The sequence below is a fragment of the Arthrobacter sp. Bi83 genome (genome assembly GCF_918698095.1).
In the GTDB taxonomy this organism is placed as follows: Bacteria; Actinomycetota; Actinomycetes; order Actinomycetales; family Micrococcaceae; genus Arthrobacter.
Genome location: NZ_CAKKLY010000036.1, coordinates 24,982 through 47,421, shown reverse-complemented (window position 1 = coordinate 47,421; position 22,440 = coordinate 24,982). Strand labels below are relative to the sequence as shown.

Sequence of the window (22,440 nt, the reverse complement as noted above, 5' to 3'; positions counted from 1 at the left end):
ACCGCGAAAAATGCATCCTTCTGATCCTGCGAGTACCACCCGGATCCTGATGAATCACCGCTTAAACGAACCACGGTCGTTGCAACTCCCAAAAGTCGGGGTGTTGCAACGACCGCTAGAACCCAAGCAAAGAAACAGGGGCCTCAAGCGTTTGTTCGCGGTTTTTAGCGAGGGCGCGGAAACGCTTAGAACTCGAACCAGATCTTGATTTCGCGCTCGGCCGAGTCCACTGAGTCGGAGCCGTGAACGAGGTTCTGCTGGACCTTCAGGCCCCAGTCGCGGCCGAAGTCGCCGCGGATGGTGCCCGGGGCCGCCGTCGTCGGGTCGGTAGTGCCGGCCAGCGAGCGGAAGCCTTCGATCACGCGGTGGCCCTCGAAGATCGCGGCAACCACGGGGCCGCTGAGCATGAACTCAACCAGCGGCTCGTAGAACGGCTTGCCCACGTGCTCTTCGTAGTGCTGCTCGAGCAGGTCCCGGGTGGCATTTACCTTCTTGAGCTCAGCCAGGGTGTAGCCCTTAGCTTCGATGCGGCCAAGGATTTCGCCGGTCAGGTTACGGGTGACGCCGTCGGGCTTGATCAGGACGAGGGTGCGCTCAATGCTCACAGCTGCTCCAATGTGGTTGGTTGTGGGTTTCCGGCTAAGTCTACGGGTTCTGGCCGGCGCCTTCACTGCGCGGGCCGTCGGGATGCGCGGCATCCCATTCGGCCTGCTCCCGGGCCCGCTGGGCGGCTTCGGCGTCGATCCGGATGCCTGTCCTGATGCCGTACCACCAGGCGAGGGCGAACAGAACGCCCACGAGGAACATCAGGGGCTCCACGAACCCGGCGAGGATGAGCACCAGCTGCAGGACCCAGCCGAGCGCCACGCCCCACGGTTTCGACAGGACGGCGCAGGCCAGAACCAGGACCACGCTCAGCCCGATGCCCACGGCGAGGATTAGCACCGGGGACATCTCGCTGCGCCGCAGTCCGAAGACGGCCAGCGTAGCGAAGAACGCCACGAAAGCCTCCAGCAGCAGCACCGTGGACGCGAACATGACCTTGGTGGACCTGCGTTTTTTGGGCATGCCCGGCCGCCATTCGCGCTGGGCTTTGGTCAGCTTGGCCATGGGTCAGGCCTCCGTTTTTCCGAGCAGGATGCGGGCTTCCGCCACCAAGGTGATGGAGCCCGTCACCAGCACGCCGCCGGCAAGATCTTCGTTGGCCTCAGCGCGCTCCACAGCCCATTCGAGGGCATCATCCAGCTTCTCGGCGATGTGAATGTTCTCCTCACCAAAGCCGAGGTCGACGGCGAGCTCCGCCAGTTCCGCGGCCGGAACCGCCCGCGGCGAGTTCGACTGCGTGAAGCAGAACTCCTCGGCGAGACCGCCCAGGGACGCCTTGAGCTGGCGGAGGATCTCCTCGGCGTCCTTTTCCTTGAGGACACCGACCACTGCAACGATCTTGCTGAAGCTGAAGGCTTCCTCAATGGCCTCGGCCGAAACGCGGATGCCCTCCGGGTTGTGCGCTGCGTCCACGATGATGGTGGGCGCGGTGCGGAGCACCTCAAGGCGGCCCGGGGACGTGACCGTGGCGAACGCTTCCTGCAGCACTTCGGCGTCCAGCTCTTTCTCGCCACCGCCCAGGAACGCCTCGAGCGCCGCGACGGCGACCGCCGCATTCTCGGCCTGGTGCGCGCCGTGGAGCGGCACCATCAGCTCCGGGTAGCGACCCGCAAGTCCCTGGATGGTCACAACCTGCCCGCCCACGGCGACCTGCCGCGATTCGACGCCGAACTCCACGCCCTCGAAGCGGAACGGCACCTGTACTTCCTTGGCCTTCTCCAGCAGGACCTGGGCAGCATCCGTGGGCTGGGCCGCGCTGATGAGGAAGCCGCCCGGCTTGATGATGCCGGCCTTCTCGTAGGCGATGTCCTCTGTGGTGTCACCCAGGAGGTCCGTGTGGTCCAGGGAGATCGGCGTGATCACGGCTACCTGGCCGTCGCCCACGTTCGTGGCGTCGGTGATGCCACCCAGGCCCACCTCCATGACCGCCACATTGACGGGCTGGTCCGCGAAGACGGCGAAGGCGAGAATGGTCAGGCACTCAAAGTAGGTCAGTCTGGGCTGGTCCTCGGCCAGGAGTTCGTTGTCCACGATTTCCAGGTAGGGCCTGATTTCGTCCCAGATCCGGACGAACGTCTCGTCGGACACCGGCGCGCCGTCCACGCTGATCCGCTCCGTGACCTTGGACAGGTGCGGACTGGTGTAGCGGCCGGTGCTGAGGCCGTGCGCGCGGAGGCCGGCCTCGATCATCCGTGCCGTGGAGGTCTTGCCGTTGGTGCCTGTGACGTGGATGATCGGGAACGCCTTGTTCGGCTCCCCCAGCACATCCATGGCCCGGAAGAGGGGCGCGAGCCGGGGTTCCATCTTGTTTTCCGGCGCCCGGCCCAGCAGCTCGGCGTAGACGCTCTCCACGGAGAATTCGTCGGTCATAAGATTCAGGCCTCTGCTTTTTCGACGGTGATGAGGGGTTCCCCTGACCCGTCCGGAACGGTGTCCAGCTCCAGGGTCAGGGTTTCGGTCTTGACGAGTTCGGCGTTGGCCAGCAGGGCGTCCACCACGTTCTGTGCCGCGGTGACCGTGGTCCGGATCCGGTCGCTCACGTTGAGTCCGGCGTCCTTGCGTGCCTGCTGGATGGCGCGCACCATGTCCCGCGCCAGCCCTTCGGCCTCAAGCTCGGGGGTGACCTCGGTGTTGAGCACCACGAAGCCTCCGGTGGGCAATACTGCGACGGCAGAAGATGCGGAGCCGGAACCGCCGGCGGACTCGGCAACCACCGTCTCCAGCGAGTATTCCTGCGGCTCCAGCTCGAGTCCGCCTGCGGTCACCACGCCGGAGTCCGAAACCGACCAGTCCCCGGATTTGGACCCCTTGATGGCCTGCTGGACGTTCTTGCCGAGGCGTGGGCCCGCCGCCCGGGCGTTGACCACGAGCTTCTGCTCGATGCCGAACTCCTCCGGAGAGGCGCTGGCGGCATCCAGCAGGCGCACCGAGCGCAGGTTCAGTTCATCGGCGACGACGGCAGCGAACCCGCCCAGCGCATCCGCCCCCGGTGCCACCACCGTGAGTTCCTGCAGCGGCAGGCGGACGCGGAGGTTCGCGGCCTTGCGCAGGGAGGAACCGGTGGAGCAGATCTGCTGGACGCGGTTCATCGCCTCGACCAGACCGGCATTGGCCGGGAACAGATCGGCGTCCGGCCAGTCGGCCAGGTGCACGGAGCGGCCGCCGGTGAGTCCGCGCCAGATTTCCTCCGAGACCAGCGGCAACAGCGAAGCTGAGACTCGGCAGACCGCCTCCAGCGCCGTGTACAGCGCATCGAAGGCGTCGGCGTTCTCGTCGAAGAAGCGCTGGCGGCTGCGGCGTACGTACCAGTTGGTGAGCATGTCCAGGTAGCTGCGCAGCTCGTCGCAGGCGCCGGAGATGTCATAACTGTCCAGCTGGACGGTCATGTTGCGGACCAGGTCGCCGGTGTTGGCCAGCAGGTACTGGTCCAGGGTGTCGGAGTAGCCGTCGTAGCGGAGCTGGGCGTCGTAGCCGTCCCCGCCCTTGGCCGCGTTGGTGTACAGGGTGAAGAAGCTGTACACGTTCCACAGCGGCAGGATGACCTGCCGGACGCCGTCGCGGATTCCCTGTTCGGTGACCACGAGGTTGCCGCCGCGCAGGATGGGGCTGGACATGAGGAACCAGCGCATGGCGTCGGAGCCGTCGCGGTCCAGGACCTCAGACACGTCCGGGTAATTGCGCAGGCTCTTGGACATCTTCTGACCGTCGGAGCCCAGCACGATGCCGTGGCTGATCACGTTCCGGAAGGCAGGACGGTCAAACAGCGCTGTGGACAGGATGTGCAGCATGTAGAACCAGCCGCGCGTCTGCCCGATGTACTCCACGATGAAGTCCGCGGGGTTGTGGGTGTCGAACCACGCCTCGTTCTGGAACGGGTAGTGGACCTGGCCGTACGGCATGGAGCCGGAGTCGAACCAGACGTCCAGCACGTCCTCGACGCGGCGCATCACGGACTGGCCCTCGTCGGGGGTACGGGGATCGTCCGGGTTAGGGCGGGTCAGTTCGTCGATGAACGGCCGGTGCAGGTCGACCTGGCCGTCCTTGTTCAGCGGGAGCCGGCCGAAGTCGGCCTCGATTTCGGCGAGCGAACCGTAGACGTCGGTGCGCGGGTACTCCGGGTCGGTGGACTGCCACACCGGGATCGGGCTGCCCCAGTAGCGGTTGCGGCTGATGGACCAGTCGCGGGCGTTGGCCAACCACTTGCCGAACTGGCCGTCCTTGACGTTGCCCGGGATCCAGTTGATCTCCTGGTTCAGCTCGGACATGCGGTCGCGGAACTTGGTGACCTCCACGTACCAGGAGGACACGGCCCGGTAGATCAGCGGGTTGCGGCAGCGCCAGCAGTGCGGGTAGCTGTGCTCGTAGCTGGCCTGCCGGACCAGCCGTCCCTGGGCGCGCAGCACCTGGGTGATGGGCTTGTTGGCCTCGAAGACCTGCAGCCCCGCGATGTCGTGCAGGTCGCCATGCTTGAACAGCGGCAGGAACTTGGCGCCTTCGTCCACGGACAGGACCACGGGGATGCCCGCTTCCTCGCAGACCTTCTGGTCGTCCTCACCGTAGGCGGGTGCCTGGTGGACGATGCCCGTGCCGTCCGTGGTGGTGACGTAGTCGGCCACAAGGATCCGCCAGGCGTTCTCGGTGCCGAACTTTTCGGTGTCGCTGAAGTCGTGCCACAACGGCTCGTACTCGAGGCCCTCCAGCTCCGCGCCCGTGTGGGTTGATGTGACGGCGGCTGCCGCGGCAGCACCGTCGTCGTACCCCAGATCCTTAGCGTAGGTGCCGAGCAAGTCTTCGGCGAGCAGGAACCTGCCGGTGACCGGCGCCTCCGGGGAGGCAGCCTTGACGCCGCCGGGGCCGGCGGGCAGCACGGCGTACGTGATGGCAGGCCCGACGGCGAGCGCCAGGTTGGTGGGCAGCGTCCAGGGGGTGGTGGTCCAGGCGAGCGCCTGGACTCCGGCAAGCTGCCGGGAGAGCCCGGAGTCCCCCGCCGTGATGGGGAAGGTCACCGTGACGGTCTGGTCCTGGCGGTTCTTGTAGACGTCGTCGTCCATGCGCAGCTCATGGTTGGACAGCGGCGTCTCGTCCTTCCAGCAGTACGGCAGCACACGGTAGCCGTTGTAGGTCAGGCCCTTCTCGTGCAGCTGCTTGAAGGCCCACAGCACCGACTCCATGTACTCGACGTTGAGCGTCTTGTAGTCGTTGTCGAAGTCGACCCAGCGCGCCTGCCGGGTGACATACGCCTTCCACTCGTTGGCGTACTTCATCACCGACGCGCGGCAGGCGTCATTGAACTTGTCGATGCCCATGGCTTCGATCTGGGTCTTGTCCGTCATGCCGAGCTGCTTCATGGCTTCCAGCTCGGCGGGCAGCCCGTGGGTGTCCCAGCCGAAGCGTCGCTCGACCCGCTTGCCGCGCTGGGTCTGGTACCGGCCCACGAGGTCTTTGGCGTAGCCGGTCAGCAAATGGCCGTAGTGCGGCAGGCCGTTGGCGAAGGGAGGGCCGTCGTAGAAGACGAATTCGTTGCTGCCGGACGTTCCGCCGGGAAGGTCCGGATGGCGCTGGTCGATGCTTGCCTGGAAGGTGCCGTCCTCATCCCAGTACTTGAGGATGCGCTCCTCGATCTCCGGAAACTTCACGGAGGCAGACACGCCGGAGGTGTTGGCGCCTGACGGTGCGGCAGAAGCCTTGGGGTAATAGGTCATCTCGACATCCTGGGTTGAGCTGGTGAACAAGTGGATCATTCAGGATGCGAGGACGGCCCGTACGCCGTTGTCCCGTGTCACTGTCCAGTGTCACTGCCCAACGATGCCGGCACCGCGGTACCACCTCACTTACCGGCACAGGGACTGGCCCCCAAAGGAGGTGTTCCCGCGCCGGCCGCTCATTACTGCTGTGACGGGCTTACCCGTCCGGTTCTACTGGCCTGCACGGTTGGTTCATGAGTTCGGTCAATTCATGAGTACCGGGCCGGGGTTCTTCCGGAAGCTCACCGGTGATGGCCGGGTCAAAGCTGTTGGCACCAGTCTAACGGCTGTGCTCCCGGACGCCATAACCGAGGGGACCCTCCAGAACGGGCGTCAAGCGCTGTTTCCTGCCTAGACTCGATGCCATGACAGTCCCCGCCCCGGACTCCTCGGAACGAGGCCTTGCTTCCTCGAATCCCCCCGGTTCCCCGCAATCCCCCGCTTCGAGCCGCGGCAGGGGTTTCGCGTGGCGGCTTCTGGCGCTCGCCGTCCTTGTGCCTGTGGCGTCCTTGTCGATCTTCCGGGCCGTCCCCGCGCAATGGCCGACGCCCGTGGTCCAGTTGCTGTCTTTCACGCCCTGGATGGTTGTTCCCGCCGTCCTGGCTCTGGGGCTGGCGCTGGCCGGCCGCCGGGTGTGGGTCAACGCCGCGGCCGCGGTGCTGCTGGCCGCCCAGCTGTTCTGGCTCTTTCCCCTGGACGCCGGGCGCTCCCTGCCGGGCCAGTCCGCCGCCGCCACGTCATTGACGGCCATGAACATCAACTCCGAATTCGGCCAGGCCGATGCGGCGGAGATCGTCCGCCTGGTCCGGGAGAACGGCGTCGATCTGCTCACGGTTCAGGAACACACCCAGGACCTTGAGGACAGCCTGGCATCCGAGGGGCTGGGAAGCCTGTTGCCCCACAGGATCAGCAGTCCAACGGACGACGGCGCCGGGAGCGCGATCTATTCTGCCCATCCAATGCAGGCCCTGGGGATGTTGCCTGACACGCCGTTCCAAATGCCTACGGTCCGGCTGGCGATCGAGGACACCGGCCGCACAAGCACGCTCGACGTCACGAACGTCCACGCGCTGCCGCCGGTGGACGTCCGCGTCGCCCAATGGCGCAGCGACCTGGCGGCACTCGGGCGGCTCGCTGCGCAGGATCGTCCGGCTGCGGGGACGGCAGCGAGTCCGGCTGCGGGGACGGCCGCGGGGACGGCAGCGCACGGGAGTCCTCCCGGACTGCCGGCCAACCGCCTGCTGATCGGAGACTTCAACGCCACCTACGACCACTCCGAGTTCCGGGCAGTGCTCGACGGCGGCGCCAACGGTTCAGGATTGAAGTTGGTTGACGTGGGAACCGCCGCGGGCCTGCGGCTGGTCCCCTCGTGGCCGATGGAAGGCATGCCCCTGCCCGGGATCACCATCGACCACCTCGTCACGAGCCCGCAGATCGCCAGTTCCGGCTATGCCGTGCATCGGATCCCGGGAACGGATCACGCCGCGGTTTTGGCCACGCTCAGGATCCCGGCAGCGGGCTAGGCCCGGGGCAGCTTCATGCCGTATTCGCCCATCAACCCCGAGTGAACCTCAGGTGTTCAGGCCTGCTTGCGGATCAGCTTGTGGTTGGCCGCCTGCGCGACCGGACGGATCACGATCTGGTCCAGGTTCACGTGGTGCGGTGCGCAGACGGCGTAGCGCACCACGTCCGCCACATCGGCGGCCGTCAGTGGGTTTTCCACGCCCTGATAGACCTTTTGGGCGGCTTGCGCGTCGCCCAGCCTGTTGAGGGCGAACTCCTCGGTCTGGACGAGCCCCGGGGCAACCTCGATCACGCGGACATTGTTTTCGGCTTCCTCAAGGCGAAGCGCTCCGGTCACGGCGTGCTGGGCGAACTTGGCGGCGTTGTATCCGGCGCCGCCCTCGTAGGCCACGAGCCCCGCTGTGGACGTCAGGTTCAGGACAGTGCCCTCACCGTTTTCGCGCAGCATCGGGAGGAAGGCGCGAGTAAGTTTCATGGTCCCCAGGACGTTCACCCGGTACATCCACTCCCAGTCATCGGTCTGGGCCTGCCCCACCGGATCCGCGCCGCGGGCTCCGCCGGCGATATTGACCAGGGTGTCGATGCCGCCTGCGGCGGTCACCTCGGCCAGGAGCCTGGCAACGTCACCGTCTTCGGCGATGTCAGCCGGAATTCCGACGGCACCCGTCTCAGCTTCCAGCGCGGCCAGCCGCTCCTGGCGCCGGGCAACGGCATAAACCGTCCACCCCTCGGCCCTCAGCGCCCGGACGGTCGCCTCGCCGATGCCGGTGCTTGCACCTGTGACGACAGCTGCTTTGTTCTTCGATACCTCAGTCATGGCACCACCCTAACGGCATTCGGAGCATGCCTCAGCCGCGTCTCGCCTGTAGGAACTCCAGCAGCACCCGGGCGTGGTTCACTTCCGGATCCCGCGCACCGTAGAGCAGCGTCACCCTCGTGTGGCCGCGGGCCAGGTCCAGCAGCTGCCCCACTGCGGGGTTCTGTTCGAGTTCCGCTTCATACTGCGCCCGGAAGTCGGCGAAACGCTCCTGCATGTGGGCAAATTCCTGCCGGAGGGGCGGGGAGGGCGCGATTTCCTTGAGCCACAGCTCAAGACGGGCGCGTTCCTTACTGACCCCGCGCGGCCAGAGCCTGTCCACCAAAACCCGGCAGCCGTCGTCGTCCGCGGGGTCCTCGTAAATGCGCTTGATCACAAAGGGACCGTCTGCATTCTCCATAGGCGGCATGCTACTGCAGGTTCACCGGGCGGTCTGCTGCAGGCTCCCGTCTAAGGTCATGAAACAATTGGCCCATGGCTGAATCAACGCAGGGTACAGACACGCCCGCCACCGCCCCCATCAACGTTCCCGACAAGCCGGCCCTTGAAGGCCTTGAGGCTGCCCTGACGCAGCGCTGGCTGGACGAAGGAACCTACAAGTTCAACCCGGACACCACCCGGGAGCAGGTCTACTCGATCGACACTCCCCCGCCCACGGCATCGGGGTCCCTCCACGTGGGCCACATGTTCTCCTTTACGCAGACCGACGTCCAGGCCCGCTACATGCGCATGACCGGCAAGAACGTCTTCTACCCGATGGGCTGGGACGACAACGGCCTGCCCACCGAGCGCCGCGTGCAGAACTACTACGGCGTCCGCTGCGATCCAGCCATCCCCTACAACGCCGACTACCGGCCGCCGGCACAGGCTGCCAAGAATCAGCGCGACTTTGACGTCGTGTCCCGGCAGAACTTCATCGAGCTCTGTGAGGAACTCGCCGTTGAGGACGAGAAGGTTTTCGAGAACCTGTTCCAGACCCTCGGCCTGTCCGTCGATTGGGACCTCACGTACCGCACCATCGACGACACCTCCCGTGCCGTGTCCCAGCGTGCCTTCCTCAAGAACCTGGCTGCCGGCGATGCCTACATGGCCGAGGCACCCACCCTCTGGGACGTCACGTTCCGCACCGCCGTCGCCCAGGCGGAGCTTGAGGACCGCGAAGTTGCCGGCGCCTACTACCGCTACCCGTTCTTTACTGAAAACGGCGAAAAGATCTACATCGAGACCACCCGCCCCGAGCTGCTCGCCGCCTGCGCGGCGCTCGTGGCAAACCCTGACGACGAACGGTACCAGCCGCTGTTCGGCAAGAAGGTCACGTCTCCCCTTTTCGGCGTCGAGCTTGAGGTCAAGGCCCACCCGCTGGCCAAGGCCGACAAGGGCTCCGGCATCGCCATGGTGTGCACGTTCGGTGACCTCACCGACGTCACCTGGTGGCGGGAACTCCAGCTGCCCACCCGCGCCATTGTTGGCCGCGACGGACGCATCATCGGCGAAACGCCCGAGTGGATCACCACGGAAGAGGGCCGGCAAGCTTTCGCCGCCATCGCCGGCAAGACCGTCTTCAGCGCCAAGGAAGCCGTGGTGGAGCTCCTCGCTGCGGCCGAACTGCTCGACGGCGAGCCGAAGAAGATCATGCACCCGGTCAACTTCTTCGAAAAGGGTGACAAGCCCCTCGAGGTAGTAACCTCCCGCCAGTGGTACATCCGCAACGGCGGCCGCGACGAGGACCGCCGCGAACGCCTGATCCGGCGAGGTCACGAGATCGAGTTCCATCCGGCCTTCATGCGCTCACGCTACGAGAACTGGATTTCCGGCCTCAACGGCGACTGGCTGGTGTCCCGGCAGCGCTTCTTCGGCGTGCCCGTGCCTGTCTGGTACCCCCTGGACGCGGACGGGAACCCGGACTACGACGCCCCCGTCGTGCCCGCCGACGAGCAGCTTCCCGTGGACCCCGCCGCGGACGCGGCCCCCGGCTACGACGAAGCACAGCGCGACGTTCCGGGCGGTTTCACCGGTGACGCCGACGTCCTGGACACCTGGGCCACGTCTTCCCTGACGCCGCATATTGTTGGCGGCTGGAGCAGGGACGAGGAGCTCTTCGCCAAGGTCTTCCCCTTCGACCTCCGCCCGCAGGGCCACGACATCATCCGCACCTGGCTGTTCTCGTCCGCGGTGCGCGCAGACGCCCTGCAGAACACGGCCCCCTGGAAGCATGCGGCCATCTCCGGCTGGATCCTGGACCCGGACCGCAAGAAGATGTCCAAGTCCAAGGGCAACGTGGTGGTGCCCACGGACGTGCTCAACGAGTTCGGCTCCGACGCTGTCCGCTACTGGGCCAGCTCGGCCAAGCTCGGCGCGGACACGGCGTATGAAATTGCGCAGATGAAGATCGGCCGCCGCCTGGCCATCAAGCTGCTCAACGCCTCCAAGTTCGTCCTGAACCTGGGTGCGACGGAAAACTCGGTGGTAACGGACGACCACGCGGTTCTCACCAACCCGCTTGACCGCGCCGTCCTGGCGCAGCTCTCCGACGTCGTGACGCAGTCCACCAAGGCATTTGAGAACTACGACTACGCCCGGGCACTGCAGATCACCGAGAGCTTCTTCTGGCAGTTCACCGATGATTACGTGGAGCTCATCAAGGACCGCGCCTACGGGGCCGCGGGTGAAACAGAGCAGGCCTCAGTGCTCGCCGCGCTGGCCACCAGCCTGGACACCCTGCTCAGGCTCTTCGCGCCATTCCTGCCGTTCGCCACCGAGGAAGTCTGGAGCTGGTGGCGAAACGCCTCAGTACACCGCGCTGAATGGCCTGCGGCGCTTGAGGTCGCGGACGGAGACACCACGCTGCTCGCGACGGTGGGCCTGGCCCTGAGCGGCATCCGGAAGGCGAAGTCGGAGGCCAAGGTCAAGCAGCGCACCGAGGTTCTGTCTGCCACCATCACGGCCACCGAATCCCTCACCACGCAGCTCAAGGCAGGTCTGGCTGATCTGAAGGCGGCCTCCAACGCCCGCGAAATCACGCTGATAGCGGGTGACGGCGAACTGAGTGTCAGCGACGTGGTGCTGGTTCCAGCCGAGGAGACCGGGCCGGCCTGACCGGATTGCACGCCCGCTAAAAGTTTCCGGGCAAAGGGGAAGCCCCATCAGCGTTTTGCCGTTGGTGGGGCTTCGACTTTCGGCCATCTGGTGACATCTATGACGGTCTGGCAAGATCCTCAGAAGTTTCAGGTCTTCCTACCTTGTCACTGGTAGCCATCATCTGACTTTGCCGAAGGCTGCGTCGGATGAGTGTCACTGAATCTTTGGTTCCTGCGTCCCTTTTCTTTCGAATTGGGTAAGAACCATTGTTGTCCCCCTCATTTGGATGCGCAAGAGCCCCGGGAGAACTACTCGCATGTAGTTCTCCCGGGGCTCTTGGTCCCTTCAAACAGGGCACCCGGCTAGTCGAAGGCGGGGCTTTCGGTGCGGCTGCGCTTGATCTCGAAGAAGTGCGGGAACGAGGCCAGTGTGACCGCGGCGTCCCACAGCCGGCCGGCCTCTTCGCCGTGCGGAATGCGGGTCAGGACGGGGCCGAAAAACGCCGTGCCGTTGAACGCCACCACGGGTGTCCCGACGTCCTGGCCCACCAGGGAAATGCCCTGTTCGTGGCTCGCCCGCAACTGGGGGTCATACGCGTCGGACTCCGCAGCGTGGGCCAGATCCGCCGGCAAACCGCAGTCGGCGAGGGCCTTGCCGATGACAATCGAAAAATCCTTCTGGCCGCCGTCGTGGATCTGCGTGCCCATGGCGTCGTAGAGGTCCTTGACCACTCGGCCGCCGTGCTGTTCCTGCGCGGCGATGATCACGCGCACGGGTCCCCACGCCTTGTCCATGGCTTCCCGGTACTTGGGGTCCAGGTCCCGGCCCTCGTTCAGCACGGAGAGGCTCATGACGTGCCATTCCGTGGTGATGTCGCGAACATCTTCCACCTCACCGATCCAGCGCGAGGTGATCCAGGCGAAGGGGCACAGGGGGTCGAACCAAAAATCAGCTTTGTTGGCAGCGGTTTCAGACACAGCGAATCTCCTCGAAAAGTCATCAGGGTGTTGCGTACCCAGGGCACGCCCAGGCGACAGCGAGAATCTAGGCGGATTTATTCCGGCGTTTCGCGACGACGTCGTGCGCAATCATGGTGGGCTGCGCCTTCTTGGCTACAACGTCCGCCGTGATCACAACGCTGGCGATATCGTCGCGGCTGGGCAGATCGAACATCACCGGCAGGAGGACTTCCTCCATGATGGCGCGTAGTCCGCGTGCACCGGTCCCGCGCTCGAGCGCCTGGTCTGCAATCACGTCCAGGGCGGCGTCGTCGAACACGAGTTCAACACCGTCCAGCTGGAACATCTTCTGGTACTGCTTCACCAGGGCATTCTTGGGAGTGGAGAGGATCTGGATCAGCGCGGGACGGTCCAGATTCGAGACTGTGGTGATCACCGGGAGGCGGCCGATGAATTCCGGGATGAGGCCGAATTTGAGCAGGTCCTCCGGCATCACTTCGCCGTACGAGTCAGTGGTGTTCTTGACCTCGTTCAGCGGCGCCCCGAAACCGATGCCCTTGCGGCCGGACCGGGAGCCGATGATGTCCTCCAGGCCGGCAAAGGCGCCAGCCACGATGAACAGCACGTTGGTGGTGTCGATCTGGATGAATTCCTGGTGCGGGTGCTTGCGGCCGCCCTGCGGCGGAACGGAGGCCACTGTGCCCTCGAGGATCTTGAGCAGCGCCTGCTGCACGCCCTCACCCGAGACGTCGCGGGTAATGGACGGGTTCTCACTCTTGCGCGAGATCTTGTCGATCTCGTCGATGTAGATGATGCCCTGCTCAGCCTTCTTGACGTCGTAGTCCGCTGCCTGGATGAGCTTCAGCAGGATGTTTTCGACGTCCTCGCCCACGTACCCAGCTTCGGTCAAGGCAGTTGCATCGGCCACGGCGAAGGGCACGTTGAGGCGGCGGGCGAGGGTCTGCGCGAGGTAGGTCTTGCCGCAGCCGGTGGGGCCGATCAGGAGGATGTTGGATTTGGAGATCTCGACGTCGTCATGGTGGACACCGTCCGCCAGGCTGCCGCTCTTGGGAGCGTGGCCGGCCTGGATCCGCTTGTAGTGGTTGTAGACGGCGACGGCGAGGGACCGCTTTGCGGGTTCCTGGCCGATGACATATTCCTGGAGGAAATCGAAAATCTCCCGGGGCTTGGGCAGTTCAAAACTGCCCAGATCGGCCACTTCGGCGAGTTCCTCTTCAATGATCTCGTTGCAGAGTTCAATGCACTCGTCGCAGATATACACGCCGGGCCCGGCAATAAGCTTGCGTACCTGCTTCTGGCTCTTTCCGCAGAAAGAGCACTTGAGCAGATCCGTGCTCTCGCCAATCCGAGCCATATGTGAACCCCTTAGTATCTTGCTGCGAGTGCAGCCTTGCACCGGTTGCTTGAATCACGGTCACCCGTCGCGGTCTGGCCGTGATTACATCCACTCTAGGTCACATTCGGCCCAAGAGGGTGAAACCGGACGCCGGTGCGGTCCAAAAAAACTGAACCACACCGGCGCCGGGGACAGCCGCTTCTACCTTGCAATCGCCTGCGGTTTGATCTTGCGGGAATCCAGCACCTGGTCAATGAGGCCATAGTTCATGGCCTCGGCCGCGGTCAGGATCTTGTCCCGCTCGATGTCGTTGTTGACCTGCTCCGGCGTCCGGCCGGAGTGCTTGGCCAGCGTGTCTTCCAGCCACGACCGCATCCGCATGACCTCGGCCGCCTGGATCTCTAGGTCAGAGGCCTGGCCTCCCTGGCCGCCGGACAGCGAGGGCTGGTGGATCAGCACGCGGGCGTTGGGCAGTGCGAGACGCTTTCCGGGCGTTCCTGCAGCGAGGAGGACGGCTGCGGCGCTGGCCGCCTGGCCCAGGCAGACGGTCTGGATTTCCGGACGGATGTACGTCATGGTGTCGTAAATCGCGGTCATGGCAGTGAAGGAGCCGCCCGGCGAGTTGATGTACAGGGTGATGTCACGGTCCGGGTCGGTGGACTCCAGCACCAGCAACTGAGCCATGACGTCGTCGGCGGACGCGTCATCGACCTGGACGCCGAGGAAGATGATGCGGTCCTCGAAGAGCTTTGTGTAGGGGTCCTGGCGCTTGAAGCCGTAGGGCGTGCGCTCTTCGAATTGGGGCAGCACGTAGCGGCTGGTCGGCAGGTTGCCGGCAGTCGAGCCGAAGTTGTAGTTCATGTTCTTTACTCCTGGATTCAATTCGCTCTGCGTGCCGGTTAGTTCTGGGCAGTTCCGCCGCCACCGGCTACAGAGCCGGCGTGGGCGGAGATCTTGTCAAAGAAGCCGTATTCCAGTGCTTCGGTTGCGGTGAACCACTTGTCGCGGTCGTTGTCCTTGAGGATGGTGTCCACCGTCTGGCCCGTCTGCTCCGCAGTCAGTTCGGCCATGACCTTCTTCATGTGCAGGATCAGTTCGGCCTGGATCTTGATGTCGGAGGCCGTGCCGCCGATGCCGCCGGACGGCTGGTGCATCAGGATGCGGGCGTTCGGGGTGGCGTAACGCTTGCCCTTAGTGCCGGAGGACAGCAGGAACTGGCCCATGGAGGCAGCAAGCCCGGTGGCCACGGTGACGACGTCGTTCGGGATGAACTGCATGGTGTCGTAGATCGCCATACCGGCCGTGACGGAGCCGCCGGGAGAGTTGATGTAAAGGTAGATGTCCTTGTTCGGATCCTCTGCCGACAGGAGCAGCAGCTGCGAGCAGATCGCGTTCGCGTTTTCATCGCGGACCTCGGAGCCAAGCCAGATGATGCGCTCTTTCAGCAGTCGGTTGTAGATGTAGTTGTCCTGGGCTGCCGGATCGACAGTTGCCATGCGGGGCGCCCCTGCTTGCTGTGACATAAGTACTTACCTCTCGCTGGTGACGGTGACATCACTGAACTTCACTACTTGGACACTAACTGCTTTCGCAGCGGTTTTGTTCGTCGGAATCGCGCTGTTCGCTGACGGCGCACGACTGCCGCGGGCGGCTGAGGCGGCGCCTTCCGCCGGCCATTGAGGTTAAACACGGCAGCCCCCGGATCCGCGGATCCGGGGGCTGCCGTTAAGCTGTCAGTGCGAGACAGCTGCTAGAACTTCACAGCTGCGGGATCGTCGCTGGCGACGACCTCGGCTGCATCGTCAGCAGCTTCTTCTTCGGCGGCCGCGGCCTCGTCCTCGCCGGCAGGACGGACGAAGTCGCTCAGGTCAACCTTGTTGCCCTCGGAGTCCGTGACCTCTGCCTGGCCGAGCACGACGGCCAGTGCCTTGCGGCGGCGGACCTCGGACACCATCATGGGCACCTGGCCGCTCTGATCGATGATCTGGGCGAACTGGTTCGGGTCCATGCCGTACTGGCTGGCAGTGGTGACGATGTAGTCGATCAGCTCGTTCTGGCTGACGCCCACTTCCTCTTTCTCGGCGATGGCGTCGAGGATGATTTCGTTCTGGAAGGCGCGCTCCGTGTTGGCCTTGACCTCGGCGCGGTGCTCCTCGGTGTCATGCTCGCCTTCACCGTGGGCGTTCTCGGCGTTGAAGTGCTGCTCGAGCTGCTCTTCAACAACGGATTCCGGGACGGGAACCTGAACGAGCTCAACAAGCTTGTCCAGGACCTTGTCGCGGGCTTCGACGCCCTGCTCGACGACCTTGGAGTCGGCAGCCTGCTTGGCAAGGTCCTCACGCAGCTCGGCAAGGGTGTCGAACTCGGATGCCAGCTGGGCGAAGTCGTCGTTTGCCTCGGGCAGCTCGCGCTCCTTGACGGACTTGACCACTACCTTGACCTGGGCGGCTTCGCCGGCGTGGTCGCCACCTACGAGGGTGGTGTCGAAGATGGCGTCCTCATCGGCACTCAGGCCGGTGACTGCCTCGTCCATGCCCTCGAGCATGGTGCCGGCGCCAACCTGGTAGGACAGACCGGAAGCGGAGTCCACCTCTGCGCCGTCGATGGTGGCCGTGATGTCGATGGTGAGGAAGTCGCCCTCGGCCGCCGGGCGGTCCACGGACTTCAGCGTGCCGAAGCGGCCGCGCAGCTCATCCAGAGCCTTGTCGACGTCGGCGTCGGAGGACTCTGCTGCAGCCACCTCGACCTTGATGCCTGCGTATTCCGGGAGTTCGATCTCCGGGCGGACGTCAACCTCGGCGTGGAACTTGAGTTCACCGTCGGTTGCCGACGGGTCCGGAACCTCGGTGATCTCAACTTCGGGGCGGCTCAGCGGACGGATGCCCGATTCCTGGACGGCGGCCTGGTACCAGCCGTTGAGGCCCTCGTTGATGGCGGTCTCCAGCACGTAGCCGCGGCCAACGCGCTGGTCGATCAGCTTGGAGGGAACCTTGCCCTTACGGAAGCCAGGGACCTGGATCTGGGAAGCAACAGTCTTGTATGCCTCTTCGATGCTGGGCTTCAATTCCTCAAAGGGGACCTCAACATTGAGCTTGACCCGCGTGGGGGTGAGGTTCTCGACAGCGCTCTTCACAGTCTAAGTACTCCTGATTTGTTGGATGGGGTTCTGCAATCGCGATTCTCTGCCCAGGCCATCGGCCCGGGCCGCAGAGTCGGGGTGACAGGATTTGAACCTGCGACTTCCTGCTCCCAAAGCAGGCGCTCTAGCCAAGCTGAGCTACACCCCGTAATGCACAGGACAGTCTACGTTCATACCCGCCGGCTTTGCACATTTGACACGTGGGGCATGAATTAGGTTTAGTTATATCCGGCTTCAACAGCCAGCCCGAAGATCCGCAGTTGCGACAACTGCTTTCTTTCGGGGACGTAGCTTAATGGTAAAGCCTCAGTCTTCCAAACTGATTACGCGGGTTCGATTCCCGTCGTCCCCTCGGCGAAGGGCCCCTCGGTGAGGGGCCCTTTTTTGTTCCTGCATTCGTTCCCGGATCTGCTGCAACGGAGGCTGTGGCCGGCCGTTGAGCCGGACCGTCTGCTCACGCCGAGCTTTGGCACAGCGGGCACCAGTAGAGCTTGCGGGCGGCATGCTCTGCGAGAGCCACCGGAGTGCCGCACACCCGGCACGGCTGCCCGTGCCGCCGGTAGACGAAATGTGCTTCCTCCGTGGGCGGCAGCGAGGTCTTATCGCTCCAGAAGCCGGGGGTTGTGGTGATGATCCGGCCATCGCGGACGCCGTCGGACATCACGGCGGCTGTGTCATCCCAGATGCGGCCTGCAACGGCTGCCGTGAGCGCCCGGCCCGGGAGCAGGGGGTCAAGCCGCTGGCGGAAGAGCACCTCGGCCCGGTACACATTCCCGACGCCGGCAATCACCTTCTGGTCCATCAGCAGCGTCGCCACCGGCGTTCTGCGCCCCAGAACCCGCTGGACGAAGTCTTCACGGTTGACGTTCGCTTCATTCAGGGGATACGGAGTGCGCAGCGGACCCGGATTGTGAAGCGGATCGGGGCCGAGCCTCCCGAGGACCGCCGCCGCTTCGTCCTCCGTGATGGCCGCACACGTGGTGGCGCCGCGCAAATCTGCCCAGCCGTGTTCGCCTGCCAGCCGCACCCGCACGGCACCCACAGGCGCCGGCGGGCCGGCGTACGCGGGCAGGTCCACGCCGGTTTCGCCGGCCACCTCACGCTCCCCCACCCTGCGGGGCGCGCCGATGCTGGACGCGCCGCGGAACTCGCCGTCGCCGCCGAAGTCCCAGGCGCCGTAGAGTCCCAGGTGGACGTGCAGCACCATTCCGTGCTCGAAGTGCAGGAACAGGTGCTTCCCGTGAGCGTCGGCGTTGACCAGAGTGTGGCCGTTAAGCAGAGCTGCGCCCGCGGCGAAGCGGCCCTGGGGGCTGGAGACGGCGAGCCGTCCGCCAGCGAATACGTCACCGAACTGGCGGGCCAGCCGGTGGATGGAATGCCCCTCGGGCACTACTCGATGACCTCGCCGCTGGTTTCGTAGGCGGCGATCTTTCCGATGCGGCGGATGTGGCGCTCGTCGTTGCTGAAGGGTTCCTCCAGGAATGCCTCGATCAGGGCGGTGGCCTCGTCAACGCTGTGCTGCCGTCCCCCAACGGCGACGACGTTGGCGTCGTTGTGCTGCCGGGCCAGGGTGGCCGTGGAATGGTTCCAGGCAAGGGCAGCGCGGACACCCTTGACCTTGTTCGCAGCGATCTGTTCGCCGTTTCCGGAGCCGCCCAGCACGATGCCGAGGGAGTGGACTCCCGCCTCTTGGTCCGCCACGACAGCGAGCGCAGCGTTGATGCAGAACGACGGATAGTCGTCCAGTGCGTCGTATTCCTTCGGCCCGTGGTCCACCACGTCGTAACCCTTGGCCGACAGGTGGCTGACCAGGTGGGCGCTCAGCTCCATGCCGGCGTGGTCGGTGGCGATGTGGACCCGCGGGTATGCAGGAGTTGTGGTCACGGTGGCTTCCGTTCAGTCATGAGCACCGGGGCGCGGCCGGGCTGGTACAGGTCAAATCAACAGGTCCAAGAGTACTAGGTCCGGTTCCCGTGATGTCGTGCAAATTACGCGCCGGCATCGCCCTGGGAAGGAGAGCGGCCCTCGTTCCGGGCACGCGCGGCCACGCGCGTCAGTACTTCAGCGAGGCGCTCTGCCGAGGCAGGGTTTCCGCCACTCACCGCCAGCCGGTGGCCGTCGGTCTTGCGGACCACGACGGCGGGCCCACTGCTCACGAGCACAGCTGCTGTTCCGCCGTGGTGGCGGTAGCCCCAGCCGCCGTAGTCGGCGGCGCGGACGTCCGCCGGAGCGGCCGCCGAGATGGCCTCCGCCGGAATGTTCACCACCCTCAGTATTCCGGCAACGAAAACCCGCAGCCCGCTGCGGTCTGCGGTGACTCGGGCGAAGAGGAAGGCAGCGCCGACAAGGGCCGCAGCAACCAACAGTGCACCCAGCCAGGGAACGGCAATCGAAACAAGGGACGCCGGGAACAGGCTGGCGATACCGATCATGACAAAGACAGAGCTGCGGGCGTGCACCCATAGCCTGATCGAATCGCTGGCCAACTCGGGGTCGAGCTCAAGCTCCAGGGCGTGCCGGAGGGCCCGGTCGTCCTCCGGCGTCCACTGCTGGTCCGCCTTGAAAACGAATCCCAGGATGACGCCGAGCGAAAGAGCGGCGCCGCTGCCCATGGCCAGCACGATGAGGTCCACCCGGGATTCCCGAGCGTCGGCCAGGCCCGCCTGTCCCACCAGGCCGGCGGCCAGGACGCTCGTCACGAACAGGCTCACCGTCAGGCCGGCCCCCATCATGATGCGGCGCATCACCGTGGGCCGGGAAACAGGGACAGCCTGCAGGAGAACGAGCCAGCCGGCGGCCACGATCATCGCGGCCCCGACCCCCACGTAGGCGGCAAACGGCGCAAAGCTGATGCCGCCGTCGTCGTTCCAGCGGACCGCCAGCGGTTCCGGAAGGTCGGGACGCAGAAATGCGGCGCTCAGCGCAAAGGCAGCCGCAAGCAGGACGGGAAACCCTACTGCGAAGCGCAGCGCTTTGATGTCCACCGAATCGAGGAACTTTCCCATGCGTTAACGCTACCCCTGCGGCGCCGCCGGGACCGGGAAAGTGATCCACGCAACTTGCCAAAGAACCGGGAAATGAAACAATGGCTTCACAGTAACGACCCACCACCCCTCAGGAGGCCCAACCTTGCCAGGAATGAACCTGACGCGCGCCGAAGCACGTGAGCGCGCCGATCTGATCGCCGTCGAGTCCTACGATGTCCGCCTGGACCTGACCAGGGGCGGGAAGGTCTTCGGCTCCACCACCACCGTAAAGTTCAGCGCTGCCCCCGGGTCCTCCAGCTTCATTGACGCCGTGACCGAGACCGTTCACAGCGTGACCCTGAATGGCCGCGAACTCGACCCTGCGGCGGTCTCCGACGGCATCCGCATCCGACTGGCGGACCTCTCCGCGCAAAACGAGCTCACCGTGGTGGCGGACACCCCCTACATGAACACCGGAGAGGGGCTCCACCGTTTCGTTGATCCCGTGGACGGTGAGGTCTACCTCTACACGCAGTTCGAGGTGCCGGATTCGCGCCGCATGTTCGCTGTGTTCGAGCAGCCGGACCTCAAGGCGACGTTCAAGTTCACAGTGACGGCACCGTCACACTGGGACGTCGTCTCCAACTCCCCCACGCCGTCGCCGGTGGAAACTTCGCCCGGAGCAGACGGCGGCGCCCGCTCGGTCTGGGAATTCACCCCCACGCCGCGGCTCTCCTCCTACGTGACGGCCCTGATCGCCGGGCCGTACCAGTCGGTGCGCAGCGACGTCACGGGATCCGACGGCCGCGTCATTCCGCTCGGCGTGTTCGCCCGCAAGTCTTTGATGCAGTACCTGGACGCTGACAACATCTTTGAACTGACCCGCCAGGGGTTTGAGTTCTTCGAGGCGCAGTTCGGCTGCCCGTACCCGTTCGAAAAGTACGACCAGCTGTTCGTGCCGGAGTTCAACGCCGGCGCCATGGAGAATGCCGGGGCCGTGACCATCCTGGAGGGCTACGTCTTCCGCGGGAAGGTCCCCGAAGCGCAGGTGGAGCGCCGCGCCATCACCGTCCTGCACGAGCTGGCGCACATGTGGTTCGGCGACCTCGTCACCATGCGCTGGTGGAATGACCTCTGGCTCAATGAATCCTTTGCCGAATACATGTCCCACCTCGCCGCAGTAGAGAACACCAAGTTCCAGAGCGCATGGACCACCTTCGCGTCGGTGGAAAAGTCGTGGGCCTACCGCCAGGACCAGCTCCCCACCACACACCCGATCTTCGCCGAGATCAACGACCTTCAGGACGTGGAGGTCAACTTCGACGGCATCACCTACGCCAAAGGTGCTTCCGTGCTGCGGCAGCTGGTGGCATGGGTGGGCCCGGAGCAGTTCATGTCCGGTGTCAGGGAGTACTTCGCCAAGCATGCCTGGGGCAACACCGAGCTGGGCGACCTGATGAGTGAACTGGAGAAAGCAAGTGGACGTGACCTGGACCGATGGGGCCGCCTCTGGCTCGAAACCGCAGGGGTGAACACGCTCCAGCCCGAACTGACAGTGGACGCGGACGGCACCATCACCGGTTTCGCCATCCTGCAGTCAGCCGTTGCCGCGCAGCCGACCCTCCGCCCGCACCGGCTCGCCGTGGGTTTCTACGACGTCACAGACGACGGCAAGCTGGAGCGCGTCCACCGCGAGGAGCTCGACATCGACGGCGAACGCACCGAGGTGGCAGCGCTGGCGGGGCTGCGGCGGCCGGACCTCATCCTGCTCAACGACGACGACCTCGCCTACGCCAAGGTCCGGCTGGACGAAAAATCGCTGGCCACGGCCAAGTCGCACCTGAAGGACTTCCGGGAGAGCCTGCCCCGCACGCTCGTCTGGGGATCGGCCTGGGACGCTGCCCGCGACGGCGAGACGCCAGCGCGCGGCTACGTGGACCTGATCCTGGCCAACATCGCCTCTGAAAGTGACTCGTCGGTGATCCTTGTGCAGCTGCGTCAGCTGGCCACCACGCTTACTTTCTACGTGGCCGGGGAACACCGTGAGGCCACCATCGTGGCAGCCGGAGACAGGCTTTGGGATCTCGCCTCGACGGTGCCGGGCGGATCCGATGCCCAGCTCCAGTTCATCAAGTCCTACGCTCTGCTGGCCCGAAGCGAACAGCAGCTGGACGCGGTTGCCGGGCTGCTGGACGGCTCCGTCGCGCTGCCCGGGCTGACGGTGGACCAGGACCTGCGGTGGGAACTCCTGGCAGCACTCGTGGTGGGCGGACGGATGGGCCAGGAGCAGATCGACGCCGAGCGGCAGCGGGACAACACCTCCAGCGGCCAGAACGCGGCCGCGCTGGCCAAGGCTGCCATCCCCACCCCCGAGGCCAAGGCGGCGGCCTGGGAATCCATCGTGGAAAAGGGCGAGCTGTCCAACGCCATTCAGGCCTCGGCCGTCGCCGGCTTCACGCGGGTGCTGGACACGGAACTGCTTGAGCCCTATGCCGGGAAGTACTTCGACGCCGTACCGGGGATTGTCGCCCAGCGCACCAATGCACTGGCCCAGCAGATCGTCGTCGGGCTTTACCCGGCACAGCTGACCACCCAGGCCACCGTGGACCGGACGGACGAGTTCCTCGCGGCGCTTCCCGAGGACAGCGCGGCGCTGCGCCGCATGATGCTGGAAAACCGCGACGGCGTTGCCCGGGCCTTGCGGGCACGTGCAGCTGACGTCTAGGCGACGGCCCGCAGGCATCTAAACTG

General features: G+C 65.1%; 17 protein-coding genes and 2 tRNA genes. 4 read left to right on the top strand and 15 right to left on the bottom strand.

Annotation, left to right across the window (positions count from 1 at the left end; all coding sequences use genetic code 11):
• Nucleotides 1-185 precede the first annotated feature (185 nt).
• The 4 genes from ndk to ileS are packed head-to-tail and all read right to left on the bottom strand — an operon-like array spanning nt 186 to nt 5,807.
• Nucleotides 186-605 carry a nucleoside-diphosphate kinase gene (gene ndk, locus LQ144_RS16265; protein ID WP_230119737.1) on the bottom strand — a complete coding sequence of 140 codons (420 nt, stop codon included), beginning with the start codon at nt 603-605 and terminating at the stop codon, nt 186-188.
• Nucleotides 606-645: 40 nt separating this feature from the next.
• Nucleotides 646-1,110 (bottom strand): DUF4233 domain-containing protein, encoded by a 465-nt coding sequence (locus LQ144_RS16260; RefSeq protein ID WP_230119736.1) that lies wholly within the window; start codon nt 1,108-1,110, stop codon nt 646-648.
• 3 nt (nt 1,111-1,113) lie between these two features.
• On the bottom strand, nt 1,114-2,475 hold the full coding sequence (locus LQ144_RS16255; RefSeq protein ID WP_230119735.1) for a folylpolyglutamate synthase/dihydrofolate synthase family protein: 1,362 nt from the start codon (nt 2,473-2,475) through the stop codon (nt 1,114-1,116).
• Nucleotides 2,476-2,480: 5 nt separating this feature from the next.
• The gene (ileS, locus tag LQ144_RS16250; protein WP_230119734.1) at nt 2,481-5,807 is read right to left on the bottom strand and encodes an isoleucine--tRNA ligase; all 3,327 of its coding nucleotides are present in this window, start codon (nt 5,805-5,807) and stop codon (nt 2,481-2,483) included.
• 407 nt (nt 5,808-6,214) lie between these two features.
• Between ileS and LQ144_RS16245 the strand changes: the two genes are divergently transcribed.
• Nucleotides 6,215-7,372, top strand: coding sequence for an endonuclease/exonuclease/phosphatase family protein (locus tag LQ144_RS16245; protein ID WP_230119733.1), 1,158 nt, complete (start codon nt 6,215-6,217; stop codon nt 7,370-7,372).
• 56 nt (nt 7,373-7,428) lie between these two features.
• Here the strand turns inward: LQ144_RS16245 and LQ144_RS16240 are convergent, their stop codons facing one another.
• Entirely contained in the window at nt 7,429-8,190 is a 762-nt protein-coding gene (locus LQ144_RS16240) for an SDR family oxidoreductase (RefSeq protein ID WP_230119732.1), read from the bottom strand.
• Between the two features lie 31 nt (nt 8,191-8,221).
• Complete coding sequence (locus LQ144_RS16235) at nt 8,222-8,590, bottom strand: DUF488 family protein (protein WP_230119731.1); 369 nt, start codon at nt 8,588-8,590, stop codon at nt 8,222-8,224.
• A 74-nt stretch (nt 8,591-8,664) separates the two neighbouring features.
• Here LQ144_RS16235 and valS point away from each other — a divergent pair, with 74 nt between their 5' ends.
• Complete coding sequence (valS, locus tag LQ144_RS16230) at nt 8,665-11,286, top strand: valine--tRNA ligase (protein WP_230119730.1); 2,622 nt, start codon at nt 8,665-8,667, stop codon at nt 11,284-11,286.
• 344 nt (nt 11,287-11,630) lie between these two features.
• Here valS and LQ144_RS16225 read toward each other — a convergent pair whose 3' ends face one another.
• From LQ144_RS16225 to LQ144_RS16200, 6 genes are all read right to left on the bottom strand, one after another.
• Nucleotides 11,631-12,245 (bottom strand): DsbA family protein, encoded by a 615-nt coding sequence (locus LQ144_RS16225; RefSeq protein ID WP_230119729.1) that lies wholly within the window; start codon nt 12,243-12,245, stop codon nt 11,631-11,633.
• A 67-nt stretch (nt 12,246-12,312) separates the two neighbouring features.
• A complete protein-coding gene (gene clpX / locus LQ144_RS16220) occupies nt 12,313-13,602 on the bottom strand; it encodes an ATP-dependent Clp protease ATP-binding subunit ClpX (protein WP_230119728.1) in 1,290 nt (429 codons plus the stop codon).
• 183 nt (nt 13,603-13,785) lie between these two features.
• Nucleotides 13,786-14,445 (bottom strand): ATP-dependent Clp protease proteolytic subunit, encoded by a 660-nt coding sequence (locus LQ144_RS16215; RefSeq protein WP_230119727.1) that lies wholly within the window; start codon nt 14,443-14,445, stop codon nt 13,786-13,788.
• A 38-nt stretch (nt 14,446-14,483) separates the two neighbouring features.
• The gene (locus LQ144_RS16210) at nt 14,484-15,080 is read right to left on the bottom strand and encodes an ATP-dependent Clp protease proteolytic subunit (RefSeq protein ID WP_230119726.1); all 597 of its coding nucleotides are present in this window, start codon (nt 15,078-15,080) and stop codon (nt 14,484-14,486) included.
• Between the two features lie 254 nt (nt 15,081-15,334).
• Nucleotides 15,335-16,717 (bottom strand): trigger factor, encoded by a 1,383-nt coding sequence (gene tig / locus LQ144_RS16205; protein WP_230119725.1) that lies wholly within the window; start codon nt 16,715-16,717, stop codon nt 15,335-15,337.
• 79 nt (nt 16,718-16,796) lie between these two features.
• A tRNA-Pro gene (locus LQ144_RS16200) sits at nt 16,797-16,871 on the bottom strand.
• A 133-nt stretch (nt 16,872-17,004) separates the two neighbouring features.
• On the opposite strand from LQ144_RS16200, the gene LQ144_RS16195 reads away from it, so the two are divergent.
• Nucleotides 17,005-17,075, top strand: a tRNA-Gly gene (locus LQ144_RS16195).
• 102 nt (nt 17,076-17,177) lie between these two features.
• On the opposite strand, the gene LQ144_RS16190 is transcribed toward LQ144_RS16195, so the two are convergent.
• The 3 genes from LQ144_RS16190 to LQ144_RS16180 form a co-directional block, all read right to left on the bottom strand.
• Nucleotides 17,178-18,113 carry a DNA-formamidopyrimidine glycosylase family protein gene (locus tag LQ144_RS16190; RefSeq protein WP_230119724.1) on the bottom strand — a complete coding sequence of 312 codons (936 nt, stop codon included), beginning with the start codon at nt 18,111-18,113 and terminating at the stop codon, nt 17,178-17,180.
• Nucleotides 18,113-18,607: a ribose-5-phosphate isomerase gene (locus LQ144_RS16185; protein ID WP_230119723.1), complete on the bottom strand. Its 495-nt coding sequence runs from the start codon at nt 18,605-18,607 to the stop codon at nt 18,113-18,115. Before LQ144_RS16185 ends, LQ144_RS16190 begins: the two co-directional genes overlap by 1 nt.
• 104 nt (nt 18,608-18,711) lie before the next feature.
• Nucleotides 18,712-19,728, bottom strand: a complete 1,017-nt coding sequence (locus LQ144_RS16180) for a hypothetical protein (RefSeq protein WP_230119722.1) — start codon at nt 19,726-19,728, stop codon at nt 18,712-18,714.
• A gap of 133 nt (nt 19,729-19,861) precedes the next feature.
• Here LQ144_RS16180 and pepN point away from each other — a divergent pair, with 133 nt between their 5' ends.
• Entirely contained in the window at nt 19,862-22,414 is a 2,553-nt protein-coding gene (gene pepN / locus LQ144_RS16175; protein ID WP_230119721.1) for an aminopeptidase N, read from the top strand.
• Nucleotides 22,415-22,440: the final 26 nt, after the last annotated feature.

What these genes read in the sequence shown, in the direction of transcription:
- LQ144_RS16260 (WP_230119736.1), bottom strand. Translation starts at nt 1,110, where the DNA reads ATGGCCAAGCTGACCAAAGCCCAGCGCGAATGGCGGCCGGGCATGCCC.
- LQ144_RS16255 (WP_230119735.1), bottom strand. Translation starts at nt 2,475, where the DNA reads ATGACCGACGAATTCTCCGTGGAGAGCGTCTACGCCGAGCTGCTGGGC.
- ileS (WP_230119734.1), bottom strand. Translation starts at nt 5,807, where the DNA reads ATGACCTATTACCCCAAGGCTTCTGCCGCACCGTCAGGCGCCAACACC.
- LQ144_RS16245 (WP_230119733.1), top strand. Translation starts at nt 6,215, where the DNA reads ATGACAGTCCCCGCCCCGGACTCCTCGGAACGAGGCCTTGCTTCCTCG.
- LQ144_RS16240 (WP_230119732.1), bottom strand. Translation starts at nt 8,190, where the DNA reads ATGACTGAGGTATCGAAGAACAAAGCAGCTGTCGTCACAGGTGCAAGC.
- LQ144_RS16235 (WP_230119731.1), bottom strand. Translation starts at nt 8,590, where the DNA reads ATGGAGAATGCAGACGGTCCCTTTGTGATCAAGCGCATTTACGAGGAC.
- valS (WP_230119730.1), top strand. Translation starts at nt 8,665, where the DNA reads ATGGCTGAATCAACGCAGGGTACAGACACGCCCGCCACCGCCCCCATC.
- clpX (WP_230119728.1), bottom strand. Translation starts at nt 13,602, where the DNA reads ATGGCTCGGATTGGCGAGAGCACGGATCTGCTCAAGTGCTCTTTCTGC.
- LQ144_RS16215 (WP_230119727.1), bottom strand. Translation starts at nt 14,445, where the DNA reads ATGAACTACAACTTCGGCTCGACTGCCGGCAACCTGCCGACCAGCCGC.
- LQ144_RS16210 (WP_230119726.1), bottom strand. Translation starts at nt 15,080, where the DNA reads ATGGCAACTGTCGATCCGGCAGCCCAGGACAACTACATCTACAACCGA.
- LQ144_RS16180 (WP_230119722.1), bottom strand. Translation starts at nt 19,728, where the DNA reads ATGGGAAAGTTCCTCGATTCGGTGGACATCAAAGCGCTGCGCTTCGCA.
- pepN (WP_230119721.1), top strand. Translation starts at nt 19,862, where the DNA reads ATGAACCTGACGCGCGCCGAAGCACGTGAGCGCGCCGATCTGATCGCC.